Origin of the sequence: Paenibacillus silagei, assembly GCF_017874735.1 — a bacterium.
In the GTDB taxonomy this organism is placed as follows: Bacteria; Bacillota; Bacilli; order Paenibacillales; family Paenibacillaceae; genus Paenibacillus_AQ; species Paenibacillus_AQ silagei.
In genome coordinates, this window is sequence record NZ_JAGGLV010000030.1 from 1 (window position 1) to 23,359 (window position 23,359).

At 52.0% G+C, this 23,359-nt stretch carries 25 protein-coding genes, 1 rRNA gene and 1 other annotated feature; of the genes, 25 read left to right on the top strand and 1 reads right to left on the bottom strand.

Annotated features, from left to right (window positions below; all coding sequences use genetic code 11):
• From rrf to pssA, 9 genes are all read left to right on the top strand, one after another.
• Positions 1-92: ribosomal RNA gene (rrf, locus tag J2Z70_RS28890) — 5S ribosomal RNA — on the top strand; the annotation flags it as partial.
• A gap of 434 nt (positions 93-526) precedes the next feature.
• On the top strand, positions 527-1,699 hold the full coding sequence (locus J2Z70_RS28895; protein WP_209878845.1) for a GNAT family N-acetyltransferase: 1,173 nt from the start codon (positions 527-529) through the stop codon (positions 1,697-1,699).
• Positions 1,700-2,061: 362 nt separating this feature from the next.
• Entirely contained in the window at positions 2,062-2,523 is a 462-nt protein-coding gene (locus J2Z70_RS28900; RefSeq protein WP_036721901.1) for a CtsR family transcriptional regulator, read from the top strand.
• A 30-nt stretch (positions 2,524-2,553) separates the two neighbouring features.
• On the top strand, positions 2,554-3,078 hold the full coding sequence (gene mcsA, locus J2Z70_RS28905; RefSeq protein WP_036721899.1) for a protein-arginine kinase activator protein McsA: 525 nt from the start codon (positions 2,554-2,556) through the stop codon (positions 3,076-3,078).
• Between the two features lie 29 nt (positions 3,079-3,107).
• Positions 3,108-4,172, top strand: coding sequence for a protein-arginine kinase McsB (gene mcsB, locus J2Z70_RS28910; RefSeq protein ID WP_036721897.1), 1,065 nt, complete (start codon positions 3,108-3,110; stop codon positions 4,170-4,172).
• 37 nt (positions 4,173-4,209) lie between these two features.
• On the top strand, positions 4,210-6,678 hold the full coding sequence (clpC, locus tag J2Z70_RS28915) for an ATP-dependent protease ATP-binding subunit ClpC (RefSeq protein ID WP_209878847.1): 2,469 nt from the start codon (positions 4,210-4,212) through the stop codon (positions 6,676-6,678).
• Between the two features lie 217 nt (positions 6,679-6,895).
• A complete protein-coding gene (gene radA / locus J2Z70_RS28920; RefSeq protein WP_036692317.1) occupies positions 6,896-8,263 on the top strand; it encodes a DNA repair protein RadA in 1,368 nt (455 codons plus the stop codon).
• A 13-nt stretch (positions 8,264-8,276) separates the two neighbouring features.
• Positions 8,277-9,353 (top strand): DNA integrity scanning diadenylate cyclase DisA, encoded by a 1,077-nt coding sequence (gene disA, locus J2Z70_RS28925; protein WP_209878849.1) that lies wholly within the window; start codon positions 8,277-8,279, stop codon positions 9,351-9,353.
• Between the two features lie 64 nt (positions 9,354-9,417).
• Positions 9,418-10,155, top strand: coding sequence for a CDP-diacylglycerol--serine O-phosphatidyltransferase (gene pssA, locus J2Z70_RS28930; protein WP_036721891.1), 738 nt, complete (start codon positions 9,418-9,420; stop codon positions 10,153-10,155).
• Positions 10,156-10,328: 173 nt separating this feature from the next.
• On the opposite strand, the gene J2Z70_RS28935 is transcribed toward pssA, so the two are convergent.
• A complete protein-coding gene (locus J2Z70_RS28935; protein WP_036692322.1) occupies positions 10,329-10,724 on the bottom strand; it encodes a nucleoside triphosphate pyrophosphohydrolase family protein in 396 nt (131 codons plus the stop codon).
• Positions 10,725-10,933: 209 nt separating this feature from the next.
• On the opposite strand from J2Z70_RS28935, the gene J2Z70_RS28940 reads away from it, so the two are divergent.
• From J2Z70_RS28940 to rplJ, 16 genes are all read left to right on the top strand, one after another.
• Positions 10,934-12,022: a PIN/TRAM domain-containing protein gene (locus J2Z70_RS28940; protein ID WP_036721886.1), complete on the top strand. Its 1,089-nt coding sequence runs from the start codon at positions 10,934-10,936 to the stop codon at positions 12,020-12,022.
• Positions 12,023-12,122: 100 nt separating this feature from the next.
• Entirely contained in the window at positions 12,123-12,821 is a 699-nt protein-coding gene (gene ispD / locus J2Z70_RS28945) for a 2-C-methyl-D-erythritol 4-phosphate cytidylyltransferase (RefSeq protein ID WP_036721883.1), read from the top strand.
• Positions 12,818-13,306, top strand: coding sequence for a 2-C-methyl-D-erythritol 2,4-cyclodiphosphate synthase (gene ispF / locus J2Z70_RS28950; RefSeq protein WP_209878851.1), 489 nt, complete (start codon positions 12,818-12,820; stop codon positions 13,304-13,306). The genes ispD and ispF overlap by 4 nt, the downstream gene beginning before the upstream one ends.
• 58 nt (positions 13,307-13,364) lie before the next feature.
• The gene (gene gltX, locus J2Z70_RS28955) at positions 13,365-14,828 is read left to right on the top strand and encodes a glutamate--tRNA ligase (protein WP_209878853.1); all 1,464 of its coding nucleotides are present in this window, start codon (positions 13,365-13,367) and stop codon (positions 14,826-14,828) included.
• A 438-nt stretch (positions 14,829-15,266) separates the two neighbouring features.
• Positions 15,267-15,959 (top strand): serine O-acetyltransferase, encoded by a 693-nt coding sequence (gene cysE, locus J2Z70_RS28960; protein ID WP_036721878.1) that lies wholly within the window; start codon positions 15,267-15,269, stop codon positions 15,957-15,959.
• Between the two features lie 51 nt (positions 15,960-16,010).
• Positions 16,011-17,417 (top strand): cysteine--tRNA ligase, encoded by a 1,407-nt coding sequence (cysS, locus tag J2Z70_RS28965; RefSeq protein ID WP_209878855.1) that lies wholly within the window; start codon positions 16,011-16,013, stop codon positions 17,415-17,417.
• Positions 17,414-17,851: a Mini-ribonuclease 3 gene (locus J2Z70_RS28970; protein WP_036721873.1), complete on the top strand. Its 438-nt coding sequence runs from the start codon at positions 17,414-17,416 to the stop codon at positions 17,849-17,851. Before cysS ends, J2Z70_RS28970 begins: the two co-directional genes overlap by 4 nt.
• A 24-nt stretch (positions 17,852-17,875) precedes the next feature.
• Complete coding sequence (gene rlmB / locus J2Z70_RS28975; protein WP_076081731.1) at positions 17,876-18,637, top strand: 23S rRNA (guanosine(2251)-2'-O)-methyltransferase RlmB; 762 nt, start codon at positions 17,876-17,878, stop codon at positions 18,635-18,637.
• Positions 18,638-18,639: 2 nt separating this feature from the next.
• Positions 18,640-19,161 (top strand): NYN domain-containing protein, encoded by a 522-nt coding sequence (locus J2Z70_RS28980; RefSeq protein ID WP_036692346.1) that lies wholly within the window; start codon positions 18,640-18,642, stop codon positions 19,159-19,161.
• A gap of 161 nt (positions 19,162-19,322) precedes the next feature.
• Positions 19,323-19,967, top strand: coding sequence for an RNA polymerase sporulation sigma factor SigH (gene sigH / locus J2Z70_RS28985; RefSeq protein WP_036721868.1), 645 nt, complete (start codon positions 19,323-19,325; stop codon positions 19,965-19,967).
• 362 nt (positions 19,968-20,329) lie between these two features.
• Positions 20,330-20,479: a 50S ribosomal protein L33 gene (gene rpmG, locus J2Z70_RS28990; protein WP_074086515.1), complete on the top strand. Its 150-nt coding sequence runs from the start codon at positions 20,330-20,332 to the stop codon at positions 20,477-20,479.
• 21 nt (positions 20,480-20,500) lie between these two features.
• Positions 20,501-20,692 carry a preprotein translocase subunit SecE gene (secE, locus tag J2Z70_RS28995; RefSeq protein WP_036692354.1) on the top strand — a complete coding sequence of 64 codons (192 nt, stop codon included), beginning with the start codon at positions 20,501-20,503 and terminating at the stop codon, positions 20,690-20,692.
• A 21-nt stretch (positions 20,693-20,713) separates the two neighbouring features.
• Positions 20,714-21,247 carry a transcription termination/antitermination protein NusG gene (nusG, locus tag J2Z70_RS29000; RefSeq protein WP_020427084.1) on the top strand — a complete coding sequence of 178 codons (534 nt, stop codon included), beginning with the start codon at positions 20,714-20,716 and terminating at the stop codon, positions 21,245-21,247.
• Positions 21,248-21,322: 75 nt separating this feature from the next.
• Positions 21,323-21,748 carry a 50S ribosomal protein L11 gene (gene rplK / locus J2Z70_RS29005; RefSeq protein ID WP_019908208.1) on the top strand — a complete coding sequence of 142 codons (426 nt, stop codon included), beginning with the start codon at positions 21,323-21,325 and terminating at the stop codon, positions 21,746-21,748.
• An 80-nt stretch (positions 21,749-21,828) separates the two neighbouring features.
• The gene (gene rplA / locus J2Z70_RS29010; RefSeq protein ID WP_036692357.1) at positions 21,829-22,521 is read left to right on the top strand and encodes a 50S ribosomal protein L1; all 693 of its coding nucleotides are present in this window, start codon (positions 21,829-21,831) and stop codon (positions 22,519-22,521) included.
• Positions 22,522-22,589: 68 nt separating this feature from the next.
• Positions 22,590-22,743 (top strand) — a sequence feature (ribosomal protein L10 leader region).
• 64 nt (positions 22,744-22,807) lie between these two features.
• Entirely contained in the window at positions 22,808-23,311 is a 504-nt protein-coding gene (gene rplJ / locus J2Z70_RS29015) for a 50S ribosomal protein L10 (protein ID WP_036721864.1), read from the top strand.
• The last annotated feature ends 48 nt before the right edge of the window (positions 23,312-23,359 follow it).

Consider the following 23,359-nt stretch of genomic DNA (forward strand, 5'->3'; position numbering starts at 1 on the left):
CACACGTACCCATCCCGAACACGACCGTTAAGCCCTCCAGCGCCGATGGTACTTGGACCGAAGGGTCCTGGGAGAGTAGGACGTTGCCAAGCACATGAGCCATTGTTGAGCAATCGACAGTGGTTTTTTTGCGTGCGGGCAGGCCTGTGGAAAAGCTGTGGATAGATTTCAGTAAGTACAGAAAAGTTGCGCACATGTGGATACCTTTACAGGAACAGAATGATCCCCGGATCATGGAGGAATCACGCACAATATTGTGGATGAGTCAAGCGAAAACATAAGTAATACACCGATTTTGTGGATAAAAAGTGAATATTGTGGATAGATAAAATGTAATCGGGGATAACTCTTTTGAGCCGGAAAGAAACTCTTTCCGGTTTTTTGCTTTGCTGTGCAAAAGCTGTGGATAACTATTCTTTTTGCAACTGGTGGCCAGCCTTTATTAGCATCCGGCGGCTTGGCTTGTTATACTCTCTATTAAGCAAATATCTGGAGCTAATTTATGGAATGTAACGGAGGGAACAGCATGGAAATCAGGCAATTACGTGCCGGAGAATTTGAGGACAGCCTAAGCTTGTCCGAATATGCTTTTAAGTATAAGGTTTCTGCAGAAGACAGAGTACGCGCCAAGGAGAGCTTCAAACCGGAACAAACCTGGGCGATTTTTGAAGGGGACAGTATCGGTGCGAAGCTGACGCTTCTTCCGTTAGAGGTATATATACAAGGCAAGCCCATTTCTATGGGGGGCATCGCCGGTGTAGCCACTTGGCCGGAGAACCGCCGGCAGGGCTATGTAGCCCATCTGCTGACCCATGCGCTCGAGACGATGAATGAAGCCGGTCAGACATTGTCCTTTTTGCATCCGTTCCTGATTCCCTTTTACCGTAAATTCGGCTGGGAGATCTACTGTGAATATAAGAAGTATACTCTTCCGGTAGGGAAGTTCCCGCACAAGACGGAGATTAAGGGCAGCGTGAAGCGCGATATCCCGGATCTTGCAGTATTCCAGCAGTTGTACGACCAATTCGCTATGAGGTATAACGGGACTCTCCAGCGCACTGAGACCTGGTGGAAGGAAAGTGTGCTTGATGACGATACGCATTCCTGTGTGTTTTATTCAGAGCAGGGTGAACCGGAGGGCTATGTGCTGTATAAAATAGTGCAGCAGGAGCTGGTCATAGATGAGTTTGTCTATGGGAACGAGCTTGCCCGCCAGGGCTTGTGGACCTTCCTGGCCAATCATGACTCCATGATTACGGCTGCACAGCTGAAGCTGGTGCCTGCTGACGATATTCTTCCCTTCCTCCTTCCCGATCCGCGGATTGCGCAGGAGAATTATCCATACTTCATGGCGCGTATCGTCAATGCTAAGGCTTTTGTGGAGAACATGATCTTCAATGTGCCTGAGGGTGACCGGGAGCGGGTGCTTTATATTGAAGATAAGCATGCATCATGGAACAACGGGTTATGGCGGTGGACTGTGTCGGAGCAAGGGGGAGCGGCGTTCACCCGGATTCAGGGCGAGCGGTCAGAGGCTGACCTGGAATGCAGTATCGGTACGCTTACTGTGCTGCTGATGGGATACAAGCGTCCGCTTCAGGCGGCAAAGTACGGACAATTATCCGGGACTGCTGAGGCGACAGCTTGGTTTGAAGCGCTGATTCCGCAGGCTGAGACGGCATTATTCGATTTTTTCTGACAGAGAACGGCTCTTCCTCTTCCCCTGGGAGGGAGGAGCTGTCCTATACATAACGCCTCCATTCAGTGAACGAAGCAGGCAACCGGAATACAATACAGCCAAAGCGTAAAAAATAAGAGTAACCCCTTGGCATTCAGCGAGAATATGTTATAATATGAAAAAGTCAAAGAAAGTCAAAGTCAACGCAGGCCGGATATCATCGTTCTCAGGAATGTAACATTTAGAGAAAAAGCGCAGGGCAGAGGCTATTGCAGCCGATTCTTATTACATTGCCCGGGTTAAGTTCTTAAGAGCATGTCTTCTGACGGCAGGCGTTGGCGCAGCATAGATTTAACCAATGCTTATACACTGGAGGATGAGTGATGCGTAATATCTCCGATATTATTGAACAATATCTGAAGAATATTTTGCATGAAAGTCCCGAAGGTACGGTGGAAATTCAGCGCAATGATCTGGCGGACCAGTTCTCCTGTGTCCCGTCACAGATCAATTACGTCATCAGCACACGGTTCACATTGGAAAAGGGATATGTGGTGGAGAGTAAACGCGGCGGCGGCGGATATATCCGGATTCAGCGCTATGAGCTGCCTCAGAATGTCGCCTTATACGCACATTTGAACTCCACGATAGGGAATGATATTGATCAGAATTCTGCCGAAGGGCTGATTTATCAGCTGGAGGAGGCCCGCTTCCTCTCCAAACGTGAAGCGTGTCTGATGCGGTCTGCGGTTTCCCGGGAATGCCTGACGGTTAATCTGCCGTACCGGGATGAGATTCGTGCCAAGCTTATGAAGGCTATGCTAATCTCTTTATTGGGCAAATAATTTGTCAAATGGTAAGGAGGGACACCGCTCATGCTATGCCAGGAATGCGGCGTCAAACCGGCTACACTCCACTTCACGAAGATTGTGAACGGGGAAAAGACGGAATTTCATATCTGCGAAAGCTGTGCGCGGGAGAAGGGTGAACTGATTCCCGGAACTGCGGGAGGCTTCTCTATCCACAGCTTGCTTTCCGGTCTCCTGGATCTGGAAGGCTCGGGCAAGGGAAAGTCAGCAGCCGCACAAAGTGTGCAGGGGCTGCATTGTGAAAACTGCGGCATGACCTATTCACAGTTCAGCAAGCTGGGACGGTTCGGCTGCAGCTCCTGTTATAAGTATTTCGACAGTACGCTTGACCCGCTCTTCAGGCGGGTGCATGGCAGTACAGCGCATGTCGGCAAGCTGCCCAAGCGGGCGGGCGCACAGATTATGTGCAAGCGCCAGATTGATGAGTTGAAGCAGGAATTGCAGCAGAGTATTGTGCAGGAGGAGTTCGAGACCGCAGCTGAGCTGAGGGACAGAATCCGCAAGCTTGAAAAAGAAATGCCACAAGAGTAAAGTCTTTGATATATAGGAGGGATCCGGGCATGTCAAGTCTCCGGTTTACCGAACAAGCACTGAGTGACTGGATGCGCTGCGGCGGCAGCCATTCCGAGATTGTCATCAGCAGCCGTATGCGGATCGCCCGTAATCTGGAGCATCTTCCGTTCCCGCTGCTCGCTTCAAGAGAGCAGTCGGAGGAGGTGCTGGAGCAGCTTGCCCCCGTATTTCAGGGTGAAGCTTCGGCCGACTTCGGCAGCTTCGAGCTGCTGAGACTGGATGAGCTGGGTGAGCTGGACAAAAAGGTACTGGTGGAAAAGCACCTCATCAGTCCTAACCTGGCGGATGATTCCAAAGGCGGGGCAGTCATTCTTAATGAGGACGAGTCGGTCAGCATTATGATCAATGAGGAGGATCATCTCCGCATTCAATGCCTGTTCCCGGGGCTGCAGGTCAGAGAAGCCTGGGTAAGGGCAACCGCCATCGATGATATTTTCGAGGCTGCTGTCAATTACGCCTTCGATGACCGCAGAGGCTACTTAACAAGCTGTCCCACCAATGTGGGAACAGGGCTGAGAGCCTCGGTTATGGTGCATCTGCCGGCCTTGGTGATGACGCATCAGATCAACCGCATTTTGTCCGCAGTTAATCAGGTGGGGCTTACCGTTAGAGGAATTTATGGTGAAGGCAGCGAAGCAGTAGGGAATATCTTTCAGATCTCCAACCAGATTACGCTCGGACAGACCGAAAATGAGATTATTGAGAATCTTCACAGCGTAGTTACCCAGATTATAGAGCATGAACGCAACGCCCGCGAACGCCTGCTGGTCGATTCCGCTCTGCGGATTACGGACCGTATCAAGCGCTCCTACGGAATTCTGGCCTATGCTGCTGTGATGGAACTGAAAGAATCGGCACAGCGGCTCTCCGATCTGCGGCTTGGTGTAGATCTGGGGATTCTGGAAGGGCCTTCGATTTCAGTGCTCAATGAGCTGAATGTCAAGACTCAGCCGGGCTTTCTGCAAAAGCTGTTCGGTGACGAGCTGTCGCCTACTGAACGCGATATGTACCGGGCGAAGCTGCTCCGGGAGACACTGGGATCACAACATTAAATTATAGATATTTATTATCCGTGGAGGTGCAGGAGATATGATGTTTGGAAGATTTACGGAACGCGCACAAAAGGTGCTGGCGCTGGCGCAGGAAGAAGCCGTACGTTTGGGACACAACAACATTGGGACAGAGCATATTTTACTCGGACTGATTCGTGAAGGAGACGGCATTGCCGCTAAGGCGTTGATCGGACTTGGTCTGGGTCTGGAGAAGATACAGGATGAAGTGGAAACACTGATTGGCAGAGGTCAGGAACAACCGACCAACATCGCTTATACTCCTCGTGCCAAGAAGGTGATCGAGCTGTCCATGGACGAAGCCCGCAAGCTGGGACACACGTATGTGGGAACAGAGCATATCCTGCTCGGTCTGATCCGCGAGGGAGAGGGCGTAGCAGCCCGTGTGCTGAACAATCTCGGCATTAGCCTGAACAAGGCCCGCCAGCAGGTATTGCAGCTCCTGGGCAGCAGTGAAGCCACCTCCAGCCACAGCGGAGCTCCGGCTAACGTCAGCACGCCAACACTGGACGGCCTGGCCCGCGATCTGACGGCCTATGCCAAGGACGGTAACCTCGACCCTGTGATCGGCCGCAGCAAGGAAATTGAGCGTGTCATTCAGGTGCTGAGCCGCCGGACCAAGAATAATCCCGTGCTGATCGGTGAACCTGGGGTTGGTAAAACGGCGATTGCCGAAGGTCTGGCCCAAAAGATCATCAACAATGAAATTCCGGAGACGCTGCGCGACAAACGTGTCATGACCCTCGATATGGGTTCTGTAGTGGCTGGTACGAAATACCGCGGTGAATTCGAAGACCGCCTCAAAAAAATCATGGATGAGATTCGCCAGGCGGGCAACATCGTGCTGTTCATTGATGAGCTTCATACGCTGATTGGAGCGGGTGGTGCGGAAGGCGCGATTGATGCCTCCAACATCCTGAAGCCTGCCCTCGCCCGTGGTGAGCTGCAATGCATCGGTGCCACAACGCTTGATGAATACCGCAAATATATTGAGAAGGACGCCGCACTGGAGCGCCGCTTCCAACCGATCACAGTAGATCAGCCTTCCCCTGAGGAAGCTGTACAGATTCTGTTCGGTCTTCGTGACCGGTACGAAGCCCATCACCGGGTGAAGATTACAGATGAAGCCATTGTGGAAGCAGTCAAGCTGTCTGACCGCTACATTCCTGACCGGTTCCTGCCAGACAAGGCCATTGACCTGATTGATGAAGCAGGCTCTAAGGTAAGATTGAATTCTTACACCATCCCGCCGAATCTGAAGGAACTGGAAATGCGTCTGGATGATATCCGCAAGGAGAAGGATTCCGCAGTACAAAGCCAGGAGTTCGAGAAGGCTGCTGCACTTCGCGATACCGAGCAGAAGATCCGTGAAGAGCTGGACACTACGAAGAACCAGTGGAAAGAAAAGCAGGGCCGCACCGATTCCCAGGTTACACCTGAGGATATCGCACAGGTGGTGGCCAGCTGGACCGGCATTCCGGTCAGCAAGCTGAAGGAAGAAGAGACAGACCGCCTGCTGAATATGGAAGCCCTGCTGCATGAACGTGTAATTGGCCAGGACGAAGCCGTTAAGGCGGTCAGCCGGGCACTCCGCCGGGCGCGTGCGGGTCTGAAGGACCCGAAACGTCCGATGGGCTCCTTCATCTTCCTCGGACCTACCGGGGTTGGTAAGACCGAGCTGGCGCGGGCGCTTGCCGAAGCGATGTTCGGTGACGAGAATGCGGTAATCCGCATCGACATGTCGGAGTATATGGAGAAGCATTCCACCTCCCGGCTGGTCGGAGCGCCTCCAGGGTATGTAGGGTATGAAGAAGGCGGACAATTGACAGAGAAGGTGCGCCGCAAGCCTTACTCGGTTGTACTGCTGGATGAGATTGAGAAGGCCCACCCTGAAGTGTTCAACATTCTGCTGCAGGTACTGGAAGACGGCCGTCTGACCGATTCCAAGGGCCGGGTGGTCGATTTCCGCAATACCCTGATCATCCTGACCTCGAACGTAGGGGCACAGGCGATCAAGAAGAATTCGACGCTTGGATTCACCGCAGTACAGGATGCGGGCGCGGATTACAGCAACATGAAGGGCAAGGTTATGGAAGAGCTGAAGAAGAGCTTCCGGCCTGAGTTCCTGAACCGGATCGACGAGATCATTGTCTTCCACTCGCTGGATGAGAAGCATATCGCAGAGATCGTGACTCTGATGTCCGAGGAGCTGCGCAAGCGTCTGCGTGAGTACAATGTAGATTTCCTGCTCACTGACGGCGCCAAAGCATTCCTTGCCAAAGAGGGCTATGATCCGGCCTTCGGTGCCCGTCCGCTCCGCCGGGCGATTCAGAAGCATATCGAAGACCGCCTCTCCGAAGAGCTGCTCAAGGGCAACATCAAGAAGGGGGATTCCCTGAACATTGATGAGGTGAACGGCGAACTGGTCGTAACCACCGTTGAAGCACCGGCCGAGGTCTCCCTGGAGAAAACAGTCGAAACTGAATAATTGTTCCGGAAAATGAAACAAAGCTCCCGCTCCTCCGTATAGAGGGGCGGGAGCTTTACTTGTTTTCGTCCCTCAGACATACTCAAACCCGCCTAAAAGAAGACGCAAATGAAAACTAGATCTTAAGTGTCCTTCCGTTCAGTGTGCAGAAATGGTAAACTTTGAATAAGAGTAAAATATCCGCAATTTTAGCAAGTTCGGACGGTAAGGAGAGCACATGGCTAAACCTAAAACAAAATTTTTCTGTACCGAGTGCGGCTACGAATCACCGAAGTGGTTCGGGAAGTGCCCGGGCTGCCAGGAATGGAACTCGATGGTAGAGGAAACGGAAAGCGTAGTCAAAACACAAGGCATGAATGCACCTATTTTTCAGAGTAAAGAAAAGGCGCAATCGATCATAAATATAGAAAGTGACAAGGAGCCCCGTATTCTGACGGGCATCGGTGAGCTTAACCGCGTGCTTGGCGGCGGGATCGTTCCCGGCTCGCTGGTGCTGGTCGGAGGCGACCCCGGAATCGGGAAATCGACACTGCTGCTGCAGACCTCGCATGCCCTGACTACACAAGGGCTGCGCGTGCTGTATATTTCGGGGGAAGAATCTGTGCGGCAGACCAAGCTGCGGGCCGACCGCCTCGGAGCGCTGTCTGCGGAACTGTACGTTCTATGTGAGACGAACATGGAGAGCATTGAGGAAGCGATTGAGCAGATTCAGCCTCAATTTCTGGTCATTGACTCGATCCAGACTGTATTTATGCCGGAGGTAACCAGTGCGCCGGGCAGTGTAGCACAGGTGCGGGAATGTACGACAAGATTCATGCGCATCGCCAAGATCCGGGGGATCGCCACAGTGCTTGTTGGTCATGTAACGAAGGAAGGCGCTATTGCCGGCCCGCGTATGCTGGAGCATATGGTGGATTGCGTCCTTTATTTTGAAGGGGAGCGCCATCATACGTACCGTCTGCTGCGGGCGGTGAAGAACCGCTTCGGCTCCACCAATGAGATCGGGATCTTTGAAATGGGGGAAATCGGGCTGACCGAGGTGGAGAACCCGTCGGAGCTGTTCCTGTCTGAGCGCCCGCTCGGAGTGGCCGGGTCAGCGGTGGTAGCCAGCATGGAGGGCACAAGACCCGTTCTTGTTGAATTGCAGGCGCTGGTGGCTTCGACACATTTCCCTTCGCCCCGCAGAATGTGCACAGGTATGGATCATCAACGGATGGCGCTGATCATTGCTGTGCTGGAGAAGCGGATGGGCATGTTCCTGCAGAACCAGGACGCTTATCTCAACGTTGCGGGAGGGGTGAAGCTGGATGAGCCGGCGGTGGATTTGGCTGTCGCTATCAGCATTGCCTCCAGCTTCCGTGATTTTCCGACCAAGCCGTATGATGTGTTTTTCGGGGAGGTAGGGCTTACCGGTGAGGTGAGAGGGGTATCACGCGCAGAGATGCGGGTGAAAGAGGCGGCCAAGCTTGGCTTCCGGCGGGTCATTATGCCCGAGAAGAGTCTGAAGGGCTGGAAGCATCCGCAGGATATCCAGATTATAGGCGTCAGCACAGTAGCACAGGCACTAGCGGTCGCGTTAGATTAGGGGGCACAGGGACATGAAAGAATATAATCCATCAGATAATATGAATGATCTGCTTAGAATGGCTGCACCCGGAACACCCTTCCGGGAAGGGCTGGAGAATGTGCTTCGCGCGAAGACCGGGGCACTGATTGTTGTCGGATATAGTCCGGAGGTCATGGAGGTTGTCGATGGCGGCTTCTCCATTAACTGCGATTTTTCACCAAACTATTTATACGAGCTGGCCAAAATGGACGGAGCGATTATTCTGAGCGAGGATCTGAAGCGGATTCTGTACGCCAATACGCAGCTGATCCCCGATTCCTCGATCTCTTCGATCGAGACAGGAATCCGGCACCGGACGGCAGAACGGGTAGCGAAGCAGACCGGCAAGCTGGTCGTTTCCATTTCCCAGCGCCGTAATATTATTACGCTGTATCAGGGCTCCATCCGTTACGCACTCAAGGAAATCGGTTCGATTCTGGCCAAAGCCAACCAGGCGATCCAGACCCTGGAGAAGTACAGAGCCGTTCTGACACAAGGGCTGACCAACCTGTCCGCTTCTGAATATGAGGGGCTTGTGACGGTGGCCGAGGTCGTCGGTGTGATCCAGCGCGTGGAGATGGTGCTGAGAATCAAAATGGAAATTAAGCGTTACATCAACGAGCTTGGCAATGAAGGCCGGCTGATCAGTATGCAGATGGAAGAATTGGTTGGAAATACAGAGGAAGAAGCATGGCTGCTGTACAGAGACTATGCCAGAGAAGAGCAGGAGGAGAAGATCCGTGAGATCATTGCCGGGCTGAAGCGCAGCAGCGATGATGAACTGATGGATGACAACCATATTGCCCGCCTGCTGGGCTATTCCTCAACAGCCATTTCCTCCGAGGAAGCTGTAACTCCGCGTGGTTACCGCCTGCTGAACAAGATTCCACGGCTGCCGAATGTAATCATCCACAATTTGGTGGAACGCTTCGAAATGCTGCCTAACCTGATGAAGGCAAGCATAGCTGAGCTTGATGAAGTGGACGGCATTGGCGAGGTCCGCGCACGCAATATTCAGGACGGGCTGAAGCGGCTCCAGAAACAAGTTCTTATTGACAGACAAATGTAAATACCATACAATCACGTAATGTTGCAGTCCCATGCAGTACAAGTAGGAAAATTGAGGTGAAGAAATGATACAAAAATCAATTCCAAGTCTTTTTACGATTGGTAATCTGATGCTTGGAATGTTTGGTATCATGATGGCGTTTGACGGCAAGCTGAGCATGGCCGCTATCATGGTGATTATCGCGATGCTGCTCGATGGGCTGGATGGCCGGATGGCCCGTGCGCTGAAATGTGAGAGTGAATTCGGCAAGGAGCTGGATTCTCTATCCGATGTAGTTTCGTTTGGAGTCGCCCCGGCGCTGATTATGTATTTAACAAGTCTGCAGGAGCTGAATCCTGCACTGGGATGGACCGTCACAGCGATCTTCCCTGTATTCGGAGCCTTACGTCTGGCCCGGTTCAATGTCCGCCCGGGGATTCCGGGATATTTCGTAGGATTGCCGATTCCTGCTGCGGGCGGGGTTCTGGCCACGCTTGCACTTTTCCATAAGGATGTATCTGCACCATTCATGATTATGGCTACCCTGCTGCTGTCGTATCTGATGGTCAGCACAGTGAAGTATCCCAACTTCAAGAAGATTGGTTTTCCCAAAAAAGCGGTTATAGGCGCACCTGTAGTTATCGTGATCGCTGTAGCTGTTGCGGTAGTCTTCCCTGAACAGATTGCCAAGCTGATCTTTGGACTTCTGGCGCTGTACGCCTTATATGGCTTCAGACAGAGCTTAGGGCTGTTTAAGGTCCGCCGGCAACGCCGCCGCAGAAGACGCTCGGAGGATAAGGTATATCATTCCAAGAACGGTTAGCCCTTCTTCAGAACTTATTTCATTCATAGACCGCTATATACAAAAGGCATTGCCTTTCCTGAATATCAGGAGAGTGCAATGCCTTTTTGCTGCCTGCGGGAAGGGAAGTATTATACGGAATACGGTTCCCCCGGAGCTGGCGGAATGGATGAAGGAGAGCGCGGACGGTCTGCTCAGGACAAGTTGAACAACCCGAGTGTTGCGCATTTCTGCGATTCCTTGGCGACAACCTCGTCCATATTGATAGCAAGCAAATTGCAGAGTGCAGACATGTAGAACAGCTCGCGGCCCAGCTCGGAGCCAATGACCTCCCGGCAGTTCTCACACAGCTCCCCTGCCAGGTGGGTTCCGGCAAGCTCCTTGGCTTGCTCAAGGCCTAGAGTGGGCTCGAAGACCTGCTTGGTGGCATGCAGTTGAATGCAGCCGCATTCGGTAATGGCTTTGACGACAGCCCGGTTGACGGAAGCACTGCTCTGTCCGTTCTTGGACATGACATCCAGAAGACTACGGTGACGGAGCAGCAGTTCGGAGACTTGATCCTGGAAGGCCTGTAAACTTGGTGCGCTCATTTTCCATTCACCCCTGGGTTCGAATTGAATTCATTATATGCCAGGGTCTCCCTCATTTTCAACCAGGAATAGCAGTTTACGGCAACAGAACCTGACGAAATTCGAGGCTTGCAGAAAAAATAACGCGCTCCCGGATTATCGTCCTAAAAATTGGAACATACTGGTGAGGTATAGAGGATTGATGGATGAATAAAAGGAGGTGCGAGGTTATGTGGAAAAAGTCTGTTTTGATACTTGCCGGGTGTTGTGGAGCCTGGTCCGGTTATTCGCTATATCACGCGGCAGAAAGAGGGTTCCCGGTAGGCCTTGGGAAACTGGAGGATAGCTTGCCTATGGAAGGAAGCATTTTGTTTGCGGTGCTGGGTGCCATTATTTTTCTGATTGCGGGGACTTTATGCGCGGAATGGGCAAGTTCAAAGCTGCGGGAGATGGTTGCGTATTGCTCGCGTATCCCGATGAATGAGCTTGCTGCAGGCGCAGCAGGGCTTACGGGAGGTCTGCTGCTGTCTCTGCTGCTGTATCCCGCTATGTCCTGGCTGGGCAAAGCAGGGGAGCTGCTGCAGGTAGCTGCCACGCTTGCTCTGGGCTATATGGGCCTGCGGATCGGGCTGGAGAAGAAGGAGGAGCTGGCTTCGCTCTGGAATACCGGACGCTGGGCACGCTCTGCTGAACCGGAGGAGCGTGGAACTCAGGAGCATAAAATCCTCGATACCAGCGTGATTATTGACGGGAGGATTGCTGACATCTGTAAAACGGGCTTCATCGAAGGCACGATTGTTATTCCTGAGTTCGTGCTGGAGGAGCTGCAGCATATTGCGGATTCATCGGATCTGCTGAAGCGTAACCGCGGACGCAGAGGGCTTGATATTCTGAATAAGATTCAGAAGGAGCTGGACGTTAAGGTGCTGATTTATGAAGGGGATTTCGAGGAGATCTCAGAAGTGGACAGCAAGCTGGTCAAGCTGGCGAAAGTACTGCACGGCAAGGTCGTCACCAACGACTTTAACCTTAACAAGGTATGCGAGCTGCAGGGAGTGTCGGTGCTGAATATTAATGACTTGGCGAATGCAGTGAAGCCGGTGGTTCTGCCGGGCGAAGAGATCATTGTTCAGGTGATTAAGGACGGCAAAGAACATGGACAAGGCGTAGCCTATCTGGACGATGGCACGATGATTGTGGTGGAGGGCGGCCGGGATTATATCGGCACTACGATGGAGGTTCTGGTGACGAGCGTGCTGCAGACATCGGCAGGACGGATGATTTTTGCCAAACCGAAGCTTCTGGAAAAAGCACAATAAGTTCAGCCCAGGCCTCCGGCAGCACCCTTTCGGGCTTGGAAATGCCAGCCAAACACGTTATGATGGGAGTATACGTGAAAGAAAGACAGGAGCCGAAAGCATGTCAAACAGTGTTGGCGTCGTTATCGTAGCGGCAGGCAGAGGAACCCGGATGGGAACGGCAGAGAGCAAGCAATATTTGCTGCTGCAGGGCAAGCCGATACTCGTGCATACCCTGGAGGTATTCCAGCGGCATAAGCTGATCTCCGAGATTGTGCTTGTCACCGGGGAAGAGGATGTGCAGCGCTGTAAGCAGTGGGTACAAGCCTTCAAGCTGGATAAAGTGGCTGCGGTCATTCCCGGGGGAACGGAGCGCCAGCACTCGGTACGCCGCGGACTGGATGAACTTAAGACCCATTGGGTCATGGTTCATGACGGGGTAAGGCCGTTCGTACAGGACAGCGAGATAGAAGCTTGCTACGAGCGGGCGCAGTCCGCTGGAGCGTCGGTGCTTGCAGTACCGGTTAAGGATACGATCAAGCAGGTCGACAGTGAAGGCAAGGTGCTGTCAACGCCGGACCGGCGAAGTCTGTGGGCGATTCAGACCCCGCAGACTTTTCGTTTGTCCGATCTGCTGTCCGCCTATGAGGAGGCAGAGCGGGACGGTTTTCTCGGGACAGATGATTCCAGTCTGGCGGAACGCAGCGGCATTACCGTGTCAGTTGTAGAAGGAAGCTACATGAATATTAAGATCACGACGCCGGAGGACTTGGATTTCGCTGAATTCACAGTAAGAAGCAGGGGAGAGGGACACAGATGATTGCTGTAGGACAAGGATTTGACGTACACCAGCTGGTCGAGGGAAGGCCGTGTATTATCGGCGGAGTGACGATTCCTTATGAGAAGGGGCTGCTGGGGCATTCCGATGCGGATGTGCTGCTGCATGCGGTAAGCGACGCTATACTGGGAGCGCTGGGCCTTGGGGATATCGGCAGACATTTTCCCGATACCGATCCGGCCTTCAAGGATGCAGACAGCCTGAAGCTGCTGGAGCAGGTATGGGCACTTGCGCGTGAGCGCGGATACCGGCTGGGGAATATCGATTCAACCATCATAGCGCAACAACCGAAGATGGCACCTTATATTCCGCAGATGACGGAGATTATTGCCCGCACGCTTGGCGCTGACGTATCGAAGGTGAATGTAAAAGCAACAACGACCGAGCAGCTTGGCTTCGCAGGGCGCGGAGAGGGAATTGCCGCCCAATCTATTGTTTGTCTGCTGCAAGATGTGATATCATCGTGAGATGGCTTTAGCGTAAATAAAGGCCTGATTTCAACCAATATGAAGCGGAGGGAAACCCATGGCGGATCAAGTTCGGGTGCGTTACGCACCGAGCCCTACGGGACATTTACATATCGGAAATGCCAGAACAGCCTTGTTTAACTATCTGTTCGCCCGCAATCTGGGCGGCAAATTCATTATCCGGATCGAAGATACGGATCTTAAGCGCAACATTGCAGAAGGTGAAGAGAGCCAGCTGAAGTATTTGAAGTGGCTGGGAATCGATTGGGATGAAAGCGTGGATGTAGGCGGCGAATACGGGCCTTACCGCCAGACTGAACGTCTGGATCTGTACCGTGTCTACTGGCAGGATTTGCTGGACCGCGGCCTGGCTTACCGCTGCTATTGCACAGAGGAAGAGCTGGAGGCTGAACGCGAGGAGCAGACGGCACGCGGCGAAACCCCGCGTTATTCCGGCAAACACCGTAATCTGACCGAGGAGCAGCGCCTGGCCTTTGAGGCAGAGGGACGCGTGGCCAGCATCCGTTTCCTTGTTCCGGAAGACCGCACTTATACCTTCAATGATATCGTAAAAGGCAGCATTTCGTTCAACAGCAAAGAAATGGGTGACTTCGTCATCGTGAAGAAGGACGGTATTCCGACCTATAACTTCGCTGTAGCGGTGGACGACCATCTGATGGCTATCTCCCATGTGCTGCGCGGAGAAGATCATATCTCCAATACCCCGCGCCAGCTCATGATTTATGAGGCACTGGGCTGGGAAGCTCCGCTCTTCGGACATATGACGCTGATTGTCGGCGATGACCATAAGAAGCTGAGCAAACGGAATGAATCGATCATTCAGTTTATTGAACAGTACGATCAGCTGGGCTACCTGCCGGAAGCTCTATTCAACTTCATCACTCTGCTGGGCTGGTCGCCTGAGGGCGAAGAGGAGATCTTCACCAAGGAAGAGCTAATCTCGATCTTTACGGCGGACCGTCTGTCGAAGAGCCCGGCAGTGTTCGATACGAACAAGCTGGCGCATCTGAATAATCACTATATCAAGCATGCCGATCCTAAGCGGATAGCGGCACTTGCCATTCCTCATTTGCAGAAGGCGGGCCGTCTGCCTGAGGTGCTCAGTGAGGAGCAGCAGGGCTGGGCGGAGAGCCTGGTTGCGCTGTACCAGGAGCAAATGACAGCTGCGTCGGATATTGTCGCCCTCTCTGAGCTGTTCTTCCGCAGCCACCTGGAGCTGGAGACCGAAGCGGCAGGGGTGCTTGCCGAAGCTCAGGTTCCTGAAGTGCTGTCCGCATTTCTGGCCAAAGTGGAGGCTGCCGAAGATTTCAGCGCCCCGCATATGGCTGTTCTAATCAAGGAAGTGCAGAAGGAGACCGGTCACAAAGGCAAAGCGCTGTTTATGCCGATTCGTGTCGCTCTTACCGGACAGATGCATGGCCGCGACTTGAATGCAACGATTGCGCTGCTTGGCCGCAGCCGGGTGATCGAACGCCTGAAATCACAAATCAAAGGCGCTTAGGGCAGGGACATGCAAGGGGAGAAGACCCTTGTCAGTTCTGCGGCTTTTCGCTAAGATAGAAGGATATAAGAAATAGCTGGGATCAGGAAAAGTAGGCGTATCAGGACAATTACCAGAGAGAATAACCGCTTAAGGGCGAATGCCCTTGCAGGCTGGGAGTTATTCATTTGTCTGCCGCTGAAAATGCACCTGTGAGCTGCATGGTTGAATGTCCCTGTGCGGGGCTGTAGACTGTGCCGGGCTGTCGCCGTTACAGACACCAAGAGGAACACCGGATACAGCGGCTGCGAAGTTTAACAGCTCTGGCATATACGAATGTTCAAGCAGAGTGGGACCGCGGTTAAACGTCTCTGCAGCTATCATGCTGCAGGGGCGTTTTTTGTTGAAATATAAGAATGTAACTTGAAATATAGCATCTCAAAGAAGAGGGGAACCGCGATGTTTAAGCATATCAAGTCGGACATTCGGGCAGTATTCGACAATGATCCCGCTGCCCGCAGCAGGTTCGAGGTCGTCTTCACCTACGCCGGGCTTCATGCGATCTGGGCACACCGGATGGCCCACTCTTTTTATAAACGCCGCTGGTTTACCCTGGCACGCATGGTCTCGCAGATCAGCCGGTTCATGACGGGAGTGGAGATTCATCCGGGCGCGGTCATCGGCAGCCGGTTGTTTATTGACCACGGAATGGGTATTGTCATTGGTGAGACCTGTGAGATTGGCGATGATGTTATTATCTATCAGGGAGTTACACTCGGGGGGACCGGCAAAGAGAAAGGCAAGCGGCACCCTACCGTCGGCAACAATGTAGTCATCGGCTCTGGTGCCAAAGTACTGGGTTCCTTCCGGATCGGCGATAATTCTAATATCGGCTCTAACGCAGTCGTGCTGCGTGAAGTGCCTAACAACAGCACGGTAGTCGGCAATCCCGGGCGTGTAGTCAAGCGTAACGGCGAACGTGTATCCGACCGGCTGGATCATACCAAGATGCCTGACCCGCTGATTGATTCCCTCAAGTTCCTACAGAAGGAGATTGAGGAGCTAAGAGAAAAGATGGGTGCTGAAGATAAGCAGAAGCAGGAACAGCGGCGGCTCGAAAGCCAGCAATATATCGGCGATTACGAAATTTAAGAGCACCGGCATTTCAGAAATCCGGGGACAATAGAAAGGGTTGGGACAAGAATGGCTTTGCACATTTACAACACAATGACGCGCACGAAGGAAGAATTTGTACCGCAGGAGCCGGATAAGGTGAAGATGTACGTCTGCGGACCCACGGTCTACGGCTATATGCATATCGGGAATGCAAGACCGGTCATTGTTTTTGACATGGTGCGCAACTACCTGGAGACGCTTGGTAATGAGGTCCGCTATCTGACAAATTTCACCGATGTGGATGATAAAATGATCCGCAAGGCGGAGGAGCTGAACATCACCGTAGCCGAGGTTGCTGAAATGTTCATTGCCGCCTACCAGGAGGATCTGGCCGGGCTGGGCGTGAAGCCGGCGACGATGAATCCGCGCGTTACGGAGAGCATGGACACGATTATCGAGTTCATTAAGGAGCTTGAAGACAAAGGCTACGCGTATGAGAACGGCGGAGATGTGTATTACCGTACCGGGAAATTTGCCAATTACGGCAAGCTGTCCCGCCAGAATCTGGAGGAGCTGCGCTTCGGTATCCGTGTCGAGGTGGATTCGCGCAAGGAGAACCAGGAGGATTTCGTACTCTGGAAGGCAGCCAAGCCGGGCGAAGTTCACTGGTCCAGTCCATGGGGAGAGGGCCGTCCAGGCTGGCATATTGAATGCTCGGCGATGGTGCGTGAATATTTGGGTACAACGATCGACATTCACGGCGGCGGAGAGGATTTGAAATTCCCGCATCATGAATGCGAATGTGCCCAGACCGAAGCGCTGACGGGTGAACCGCTGTCGAATTACTGGATGCATAATGCTTTTCTGAATATCGGTGACGAGAAAATGTCAAAGTCGCTGGGGAATGGCCTCCTCGTGAAGGATATCCGCGCGCGCTTCAAGCAGGGTGCTATCCGTTACTTCATGCTATCCAGCCATTACCGCAATCCGCTGAACTTCACCGAGGAAGCACTGCTGTCTGCTGAGAAAAGCGTAGAGCGGATCGCTCTGGCAGAAGGCAATGTGAAGCACCGCCTTGAGCTGTCGGCGGAGGGGGCAGAGGGTGAGGCAAGTCTGCAGGTTACGGAGCGGCTGGCCGCTATCCTTAGCAACTTCCATGCGCGGATGCAGGATGATTTCAATACACCGGACGCTATTACGGCGGTGTTCGACTGGGTGAGCCTGGCGAACCTTACGCTTGCTGATCCTGAGGCGAATCCGGCTGACTTCGCCGAGCTGCTGAAGGCTTTTGCCGAGATGAATGCGGTGCTTCGCCTCACGGTAGAGGCTGAGGAAGAAGTGGCAAGCGAAGAGGTGGAACGCCTGATTGCAGAGCGTGTGGAAGCGCGCAAGAACAAGAACTGGAGCCGGTCGGATGAAATCCGCGATGAGCTGAATGCGCTGGGAATTCTGCTGGAAGATACTCCACAGGGAATGCGGTGGCGGCGCAAATGAACGGGCTGTTTGATCTGAACCGCGCCTGGTTCCCGTATGAACCCTCTAAGCCGGCCCATCTGCTGCCTCCAATCGTCCTTGCTTATGCAGGTGACGCTATCTACGAAGTTGCAGTCCGGCAGTATCTGATCTCGCTGCCTAATTTGCGCCCCCAGCATCTGCACCGGTCGGCGACCGGACTGGTCTCCGCCAGAGCTCAGAGCAACATTCTTGCTTATCTGGACCCGGTGCTCACCGAGGATGAGAAGGATGTGGTCAGACGGGGGCGCAATGCCAAATCCGGCAGCATTCCCAAAAATGCGGATGTGCTGGAATACCGCCACGCCACTGCTTTTGAATGCATGATCGGCTATTTATATTACACAGGACAGCAAGCGAGAATCCAGGAGCTTGTTCACAGCAGTATCGAATATATGATGCACCGCCCCAAGTGAGTATACAGAACAGGAGATAAAACAATGGAAGAATTGAGAACTGAAGAGGAAATACTGGCAGGCAAGCATTCGGTGCTTGAAGCCCTTAGAGCAGGACGTACACTCAACAAAATATGGATCGCTGAAACTGCACAAAAGCACCTGACCGCACCTATCGTTGCGGAAGCGCGCAAGGCGGGCATTGTCATTCAGCATGTAGACAAGCGTAAGCTGGATCAGCTTGCACCGGGCGTTCAGCACCAGGGAGTGGTGGCGCAAGCGGCGCCTTTTGCCTACACGGAGGTTGCTGATATTCTGGCAATTGCTGAAGCCAAGGGAGAACCGCCGTTCCTGCTCCTGCTGGACGAAATTGAAGATCCGCATAACCTCGGGTCTATCCTGCGTACGGCTGACTGCACAGGTGTGCACGGAGTCATTGTGCCGAAGCGCCGCTCTGCGCAGATTACAGCTACCGTATCCAAGACCTCGGCTGGTGCAGTCGAATATGTGCCTGTGGCCCGCGTAACGAATCTGGGACAGACCATTGACCGGCTGAAGGAGCTGGGAGTCTGGGTAGTCGGCACGGATGTGGATACCGATCAGAATCTGTTCGGATCGGATATTGTCACCGGTCCCGTAGCAGTGGTGATTGGCAATGAGAATAAAGGGATGGGCCGCCTGATCCGTGAGAAATGCGATGTGCTGCTTAAGCTGCCGATGGCTGGAAGAATCAACTCTCTGAATGCTTCAGTAGCAGCGGGCGTAATCATGTACGAGGTACTCCGCCGCCGCCAAGAACAGGGATAACTATGGCAGACTGGCGCGATATCCTGCTCGTGGACGGATACAATATGATCGGCGGCTGGCCGGAGCTTGCGGCATTGTCGCAGACCGGTATGCAGGGGGCACGCGACCGGCTGCTCGATATGCTGGCCGATTATCAGGCATTCTCCGGGCTGCGCGTCATTGCCGTATTCGATGCCTACCGTGTGCCGGGACTGGGCAGGTCGTTTGAACAAGGGAAGATCCAGGTCTTCTTCACCAAGGAGAAGGAAACGGCAGATGAATGCATCGAACGGCTGGTTGGGGAATTCACGCACCGCCGCAGACAGATCTCGGTAGCCACCAGCGATTTTGTGGAGCAGCATGTCGTTTTTGCCCAGGGCGCACTCCGGATTTCAGCCAGGGAACTGAGGCTTGAGATTGAGGAGAACCAGAAGCAGGTGAAGAAGGCGATCGAGCCGGGAAGCGTGAGCGGGACCCGTCACTCGCTTGAAGACAAGCTGCCGCCGGAGACACGTAAACGGCTGGAGGACTGGCGCAGGCAGTAGGACAGGAATAGCAGTTGCCCCTCGCAAGGAAATGACATAATATGTTATTGAAGATTGTTTTTGGACAAATCCGGTTGACGGTGTAAGGTAACATAATATATACTGTTCCTATATTTCGAGAAGTAACGATGTGTCTTGCGTTGCAGCCGGGGGGATTCTTGGTGAGTGTCGACCTCAAGGAAATAATGCTGTCCGAGTATGATTTCATAAGTGATGAAGAAATTGTCGAGATCTTCCGTGGTGGCGACAGTGGCGCATTGGAGCATTTAATTAACAAGTATCGTAATTTTGTGCGTGCCAAGGCCCGTTCCTATTTTTTGATCGGGGCAGATCGTGAAGATATTGTGCAGGAAGGCATGATTGGCTTATACAAGGCCATCCGTGACTTCAAGGGCGACAAGCTGTCATCGTTCAAGGCCTTTGCCGAGCTGTGCATCACCCGTCAGATTATAACCGCCATTAAGACCGCTACCCGCCAGAAGCATATTCCGCTTAATTCATATGTCTCGTTAGACAAGCCCATCTATGATGAGGACTCCGACCGGACATTGATGGATGTGATATGCGGAAGTCAGGTGCTGGACCCGGAAGAGCTGATTATCAACCAGGAGGAGTTCATCGGACTGGAAGATAAGATGGCCGAGATTCTGAGTGATCTGGAACGCAAGGTTCTGATGCTCTATCTGGATGGACGTTCCTATCAGGAGATTGCCGAGGATTTGAAGCGGCATGTGAAGTCCATTGACAATGCTTTGCAGCGTGTGAAACGTAAATTGGAAAGATATCTGGAAGTGCGTGACAATTAATGATATAATGACTAGGAAGGCTCGGGACTCGAGTCTTTTTTTAGTGTCCGCTAGATTTGGATACGACGAATTTACAATTGCTGAAACGTTGGATGATGGCAGGTTTATACACAAGCGGATTGCAGCATAATGATTATGGAAGACAGCTAGCGGTAAAAGAAGAAACAGGATCAAAGATGACTTATGGCATAAGGCTACAGCACCCGGAATTACCCAGTGCGATGGGGGAAACTTTCGTTGACACAGACATTGATATTATGCTAAAGTGTTTTAGGTAGGCCTAAATTCGCGGCTTTTTTTTGAATCAATATCTACGTCTTCTAATTTAATGATTAGAAGTACGTCTTCGGGAGGTGCACATCATGCGGGTAATTATCACTTTGGCTTGTACAAGTTGCAAACAAAGAAACTATGCAACAACCAAAAACAAGCGAAATCACCCCGACCGCTTGGAGATGAAGAAATTTTGCAAGTTCTGTAACGAGCAAACTCCTCATCGCGAAACCAGATAGTCTTTTGGAGGTGTAGTCGGCGTGAAACGTAGTTTCAAGTCTTTGTTTTCCTTTTTCACTGAGAGCTGGAGTGAACTCAAAAAGGTTCGCTGGCCTAGCCGTAAAGAACTGAAGAACTATACATTGATCGTTCTCGGTACAATTGTAGTTATTTCTCTTTACTTCTGGGTTCTGGACATCGGTATTTCCGCTGTGATTGAAGCGATTATTTAGAGAGGTCCCAGGTGGCTTGATATGGAAAAAAGATGGTATGTTGTTCATACCTATTCCGGGTATGAGAATAAGGTCAAGGCCAATTTGGAAAAACGCGTTGAGTCCATGGGCATGGAAGACAAAATATTCCGCGTTCTTGTTCCTATGGAAGAAGAACTGGTAAACAAGGATGGCAAGAAAAAAACTGTCATGCGCAAAGTTTACCCTGGTTACGTTTTGGTCGAAATGGTTCAGACTGATGATTCCTGGTATGTTGTCCGCAATACGCCGGGCGTTACCGGATTTGTCGGTTCAACTGGTTCGGGCTCTAAGCCTACCGCTCTGCTACCCGAAGAGGTTGAACAGATTCTGAAGCATATGGGCATGGTTGAACCTAAAGCGAAGATTGATTTCGAAATTAAGGAATCCGTACGTATTATGGTCGGTCCATTTGCGAATTTTGTGGGCTCCGTGGAAGAAATTTTGGCAGACAAAAGCAAGATCAAGGTACATGTCAACATGTTTGGACGGGAAACCCCGCTGGAGTTGGATTTCACTCAAGTGGAGAAGATATAACAAGCACAAGGGTTTCTTGTGGGAGAATGCTGTTCAGCATTCGAATACCACTATTTACGCAAGGAGGTGTCACTCATGGCTAAAAAAGTTATTAAAATGGTGAAACTGCAGATTCCTGCAGGGAAAGCGAATCCAGCGCCTCCAGTAGGTCCGGCGTTAGGTCAAGCGGGTGTCAACATCATGGCATTCTGTAAGGAATTCAACGCTCGTACTGCCGACCAGGCTGGTCTGATCATCCCGGTTGAAATTACAGTATTTGAAGACCGTTCGTTTACCTTCATCACCAAAACTCCTCCGGCTGCTGTTCTGCTTCGCATCGCTGCAAAAGTAGAAAAAGGCTCCGGTGAACCAAACAAGAAAAAAGTAGCGAAGCTGGGCCGCGCAGCGGTTCGTGAAATCGCTGAAACCAAAATGCCCGATCTGAACGCTGCATCTGTTGAAGCTGCAATGCGTATGGTTGAAGGTACTGCCCGCAGTATGGGAATCACAATCGAAGACTAATATGTATTCGATGAACCGGTCATTCATGACCGCAATATGTGGGAGGAATTTCCGCTAATACCACAAAGGAGGAACATTTCATGGCTAAACATGGTAAGAAGTACCAAGAATCCGCGAAGCTGATCAACAGCGAAGCGACTTACGAGCCTTCAGAAGCTGTAGAGCTTGTGAAAAAGGCGGCAACTGCCAAATTCGACGAAACCGTTGAAGCAGCAGTTCGTCTGGGTGTAGACCCGCGTAAACAAGACCAGGCAGTTCGTGGTGTTGTTGTCCTGCCTCACGGCACAGGCAAAACACAACGCGTGCTTGTATTTGCAAAAGGTGAAAAAGCGAAGGAAGCGGAAGCTGCTGGCGCTGATTTTGTTGGTGATGCTGATATGATCAACAAGATTCAACAGGGCTGGTTCGAATTCGACGTCTGCGTAGCTACACCTGATATGATGAGTGAAGTCGGTAAACTGGGTCGTCTGCTCGGTGGTAAAGGTCTCATGCCTAACCCTAAAGCAGGTACAGTTACTTTCGACGTTACCAAGGCTGTTCAAGAAATCAAAGCCGGTAAGATCGAATACCGTCTTGACAAAGCGGGCCAAATTCACGCGCCAATCGGCAAAGTGTCTTTCAACGCTGAACAACTGAACGAGAACCTTAAAGCTCTTATGGACGCTCTGAACCGTGCGAAACCGGCTGCTGCCAAAGGTGTATACCTTAAAGGCATCGCTATTTCGTCCACAATGGGACCTAGCGCTCGTGTGAACGCTGCTGCTTTCAGATAATTAAAGGTTGACTCCTCGAGTTATCTTTGATAATCTATAACAGTTGTAAACATTAAGGTGATCAATCTTAAATGTGAATATGCTTACCGTAGACAGTAGGTGCCGTAGGGCTTAATTTCCTACCGAGGTGTTGTGATAGAAACAAAAAGTGCCAGGCTCGCCTGATTAACTTTCCGTTTTATCAAGCCTTCGTGAATCTGCGGAGGCTTTTCTAATGCCTGCGTAGGAACGGCGGGGTTTCTCCGGAATAACCGCCGTGACATAAATTTTCAGGAGGTGTATATAATTGGCAAATGCAAAAGTAATCCAAGCTAAACAGGATGCGGTTGATGTTGTGACTGGCAAACTGCAGAACAGTGTCTCCACTGTTGTTGCAGACTACCGCGGATTGAACGTATCGCAAGTGACTGAACTGCGTAAGCAGCTTCGTGAAGCTGGCGTTGAGTTTCAAGTCCTGAAGAACACATTGCTTCGCCGTGCAACTGCGGCAGCTGAGCTGACTGATCTGGACGCTGTCCTGACGGGTCCTACAGCGATCGCATTCAGCGAGACTGATGCGGTAGTAGCAGCTAAGATTCTAAATGACTTCGCTAAGAAGAACGACGCTTTGAAACTGAAAGGCGGCGTTGTAGAAGGTAAAGTTATCGATGCGGACCAACTGAAAGCACTGGCTGAACTGCCATCCCGCGATGGTTTGCTCTCCATGCTGCTTAGCGTGCTTCAAGCTCCAATGCGCAACTTCGCGCTTGCAGTTAAAGCTGTTGCTGAGAAAGAAGAACAAAGCGCGTAAGCCTTTGCTTCCAGCTTCATAATCAAGACCACAAACCAATTCAAATAT

Coding starts and splice junctions, on each gene's coding strand:
- disA (WP_209878849.1), top strand. CDS start 8,277: ATGAAAGAATATAATCCATCAGATAATATGAATGATCTGCTTAGAATG.
- mcsA (WP_036721899.1), top strand. CDS start 2,554: ATGCTATGCCAGGAATGCGGCGTCAAACCGGCTACACTCCACTTCACG.
- radA (WP_036692317.1), top strand. CDS start 6,896: ATGGCTAAACCTAAAACAAAATTTTTCTGTACCGAGTGCGGCTACGAA.
- rplK (WP_019908208.1), top strand. CDS start 21,323: ATGGCTAAAAAAGTTATTAAAATGGTGAAACTGCAGATTCCTGCAGGG.
- nusG (WP_020427084.1), top strand. CDS start 20,714: ATGGAAAAAAGATGGTATGTTGTTCATACCTATTCCGGGTATGAGAAT.
- rpmG (WP_074086515.1), top strand. CDS start 20,330: ATGCGGGTAATTATCACTTTGGCTTGTACAAGTTGCAAACAAAGAAAC.
- J2Z70_RS28980 (WP_036692346.1), top strand. CDS start 18,640: ATGGCAGACTGGCGCGATATCCTGCTCGTGGACGGATACAATATGATC.
- clpC (WP_209878847.1), top strand. CDS start 4,210: ATGATGTTTGGAAGATTTACGGAACGCGCACAAAAGGTGCTGGCGCTG.
- mcsB (WP_036721897.1), top strand. CDS start 3,108: ATGTCAAGTCTCCGGTTTACCGAACAAGCACTGAGTGACTGGATGCGC.
- J2Z70_RS28900 (WP_036721901.1), top strand. CDS start 2,062: ATGCGTAATATCTCCGATATTATTGAACAATATCTGAAGAATATTTTG.
- rlmB (WP_076081731.1), top strand. CDS start 17,876: ATGGAAGAATTGAGAACTGAAGAGGAAATACTGGCAGGCAAGCATTCG.
- J2Z70_RS28970 (WP_036721873.1), top strand. CDS start 17,414: ATGAACGGGCTGTTTGATCTGAACCGCGCCTGGTTCCCGTATGAACCC.
- rplA (WP_036692357.1), top strand. CDS start 21,829: ATGGCTAAACATGGTAAGAAGTACCAAGAATCCGCGAAGCTGATCAAC.
- J2Z70_RS28940 (WP_036721886.1), top strand. CDS start 10,934: ATGTGGAAAAAGTCTGTTTTGATACTTGCCGGGTGTTGTGGAGCCTGG.
- J2Z70_RS28935 (WP_036692322.1), bottom strand. CDS start 10,724: ATGAGCGCACCAAGTTTACAGGCCTTCCAGGATCAAGTCTCCGAACTG.
- gltX (WP_209878853.1), top strand. CDS start 13,365: ATGGCGGATCAAGTTCGGGTGCGTTACGCACCGAGCCCTACGGGACAT.
- ispF (WP_209878851.1), top strand. CDS start 12,818: ATGATTGCTGTAGGACAAGGATTTGACGTACACCAGCTGGTCGAGGGA.
- cysE (WP_036721878.1), top strand. CDS start 15,267: ATGTTTAAGCATATCAAGTCGGACATTCGGGCAGTATTCGACAATGAT.
- pssA (WP_036721891.1), top strand. CDS start 9,418: ATGATACAAAAATCAATTCCAAGTCTTTTTACGATTGGTAATCTGATG.
- cysS (WP_209878855.1), top strand. CDS start 16,011: ATGGCTTTGCACATTTACAACACAATGACGCGCACGAAGGAAGAATTT.
- J2Z70_RS28895 (WP_209878845.1), top strand. CDS start 527: ATGGAAATCAGGCAATTACGTGCCGGAGAATTTGAGGACAGCCTAAGC.
- ispD (WP_036721883.1), top strand. CDS start 12,123: ATGTCAAACAGTGTTGGCGTCGTTATCGTAGCGGCAGGCAGAGGAACC.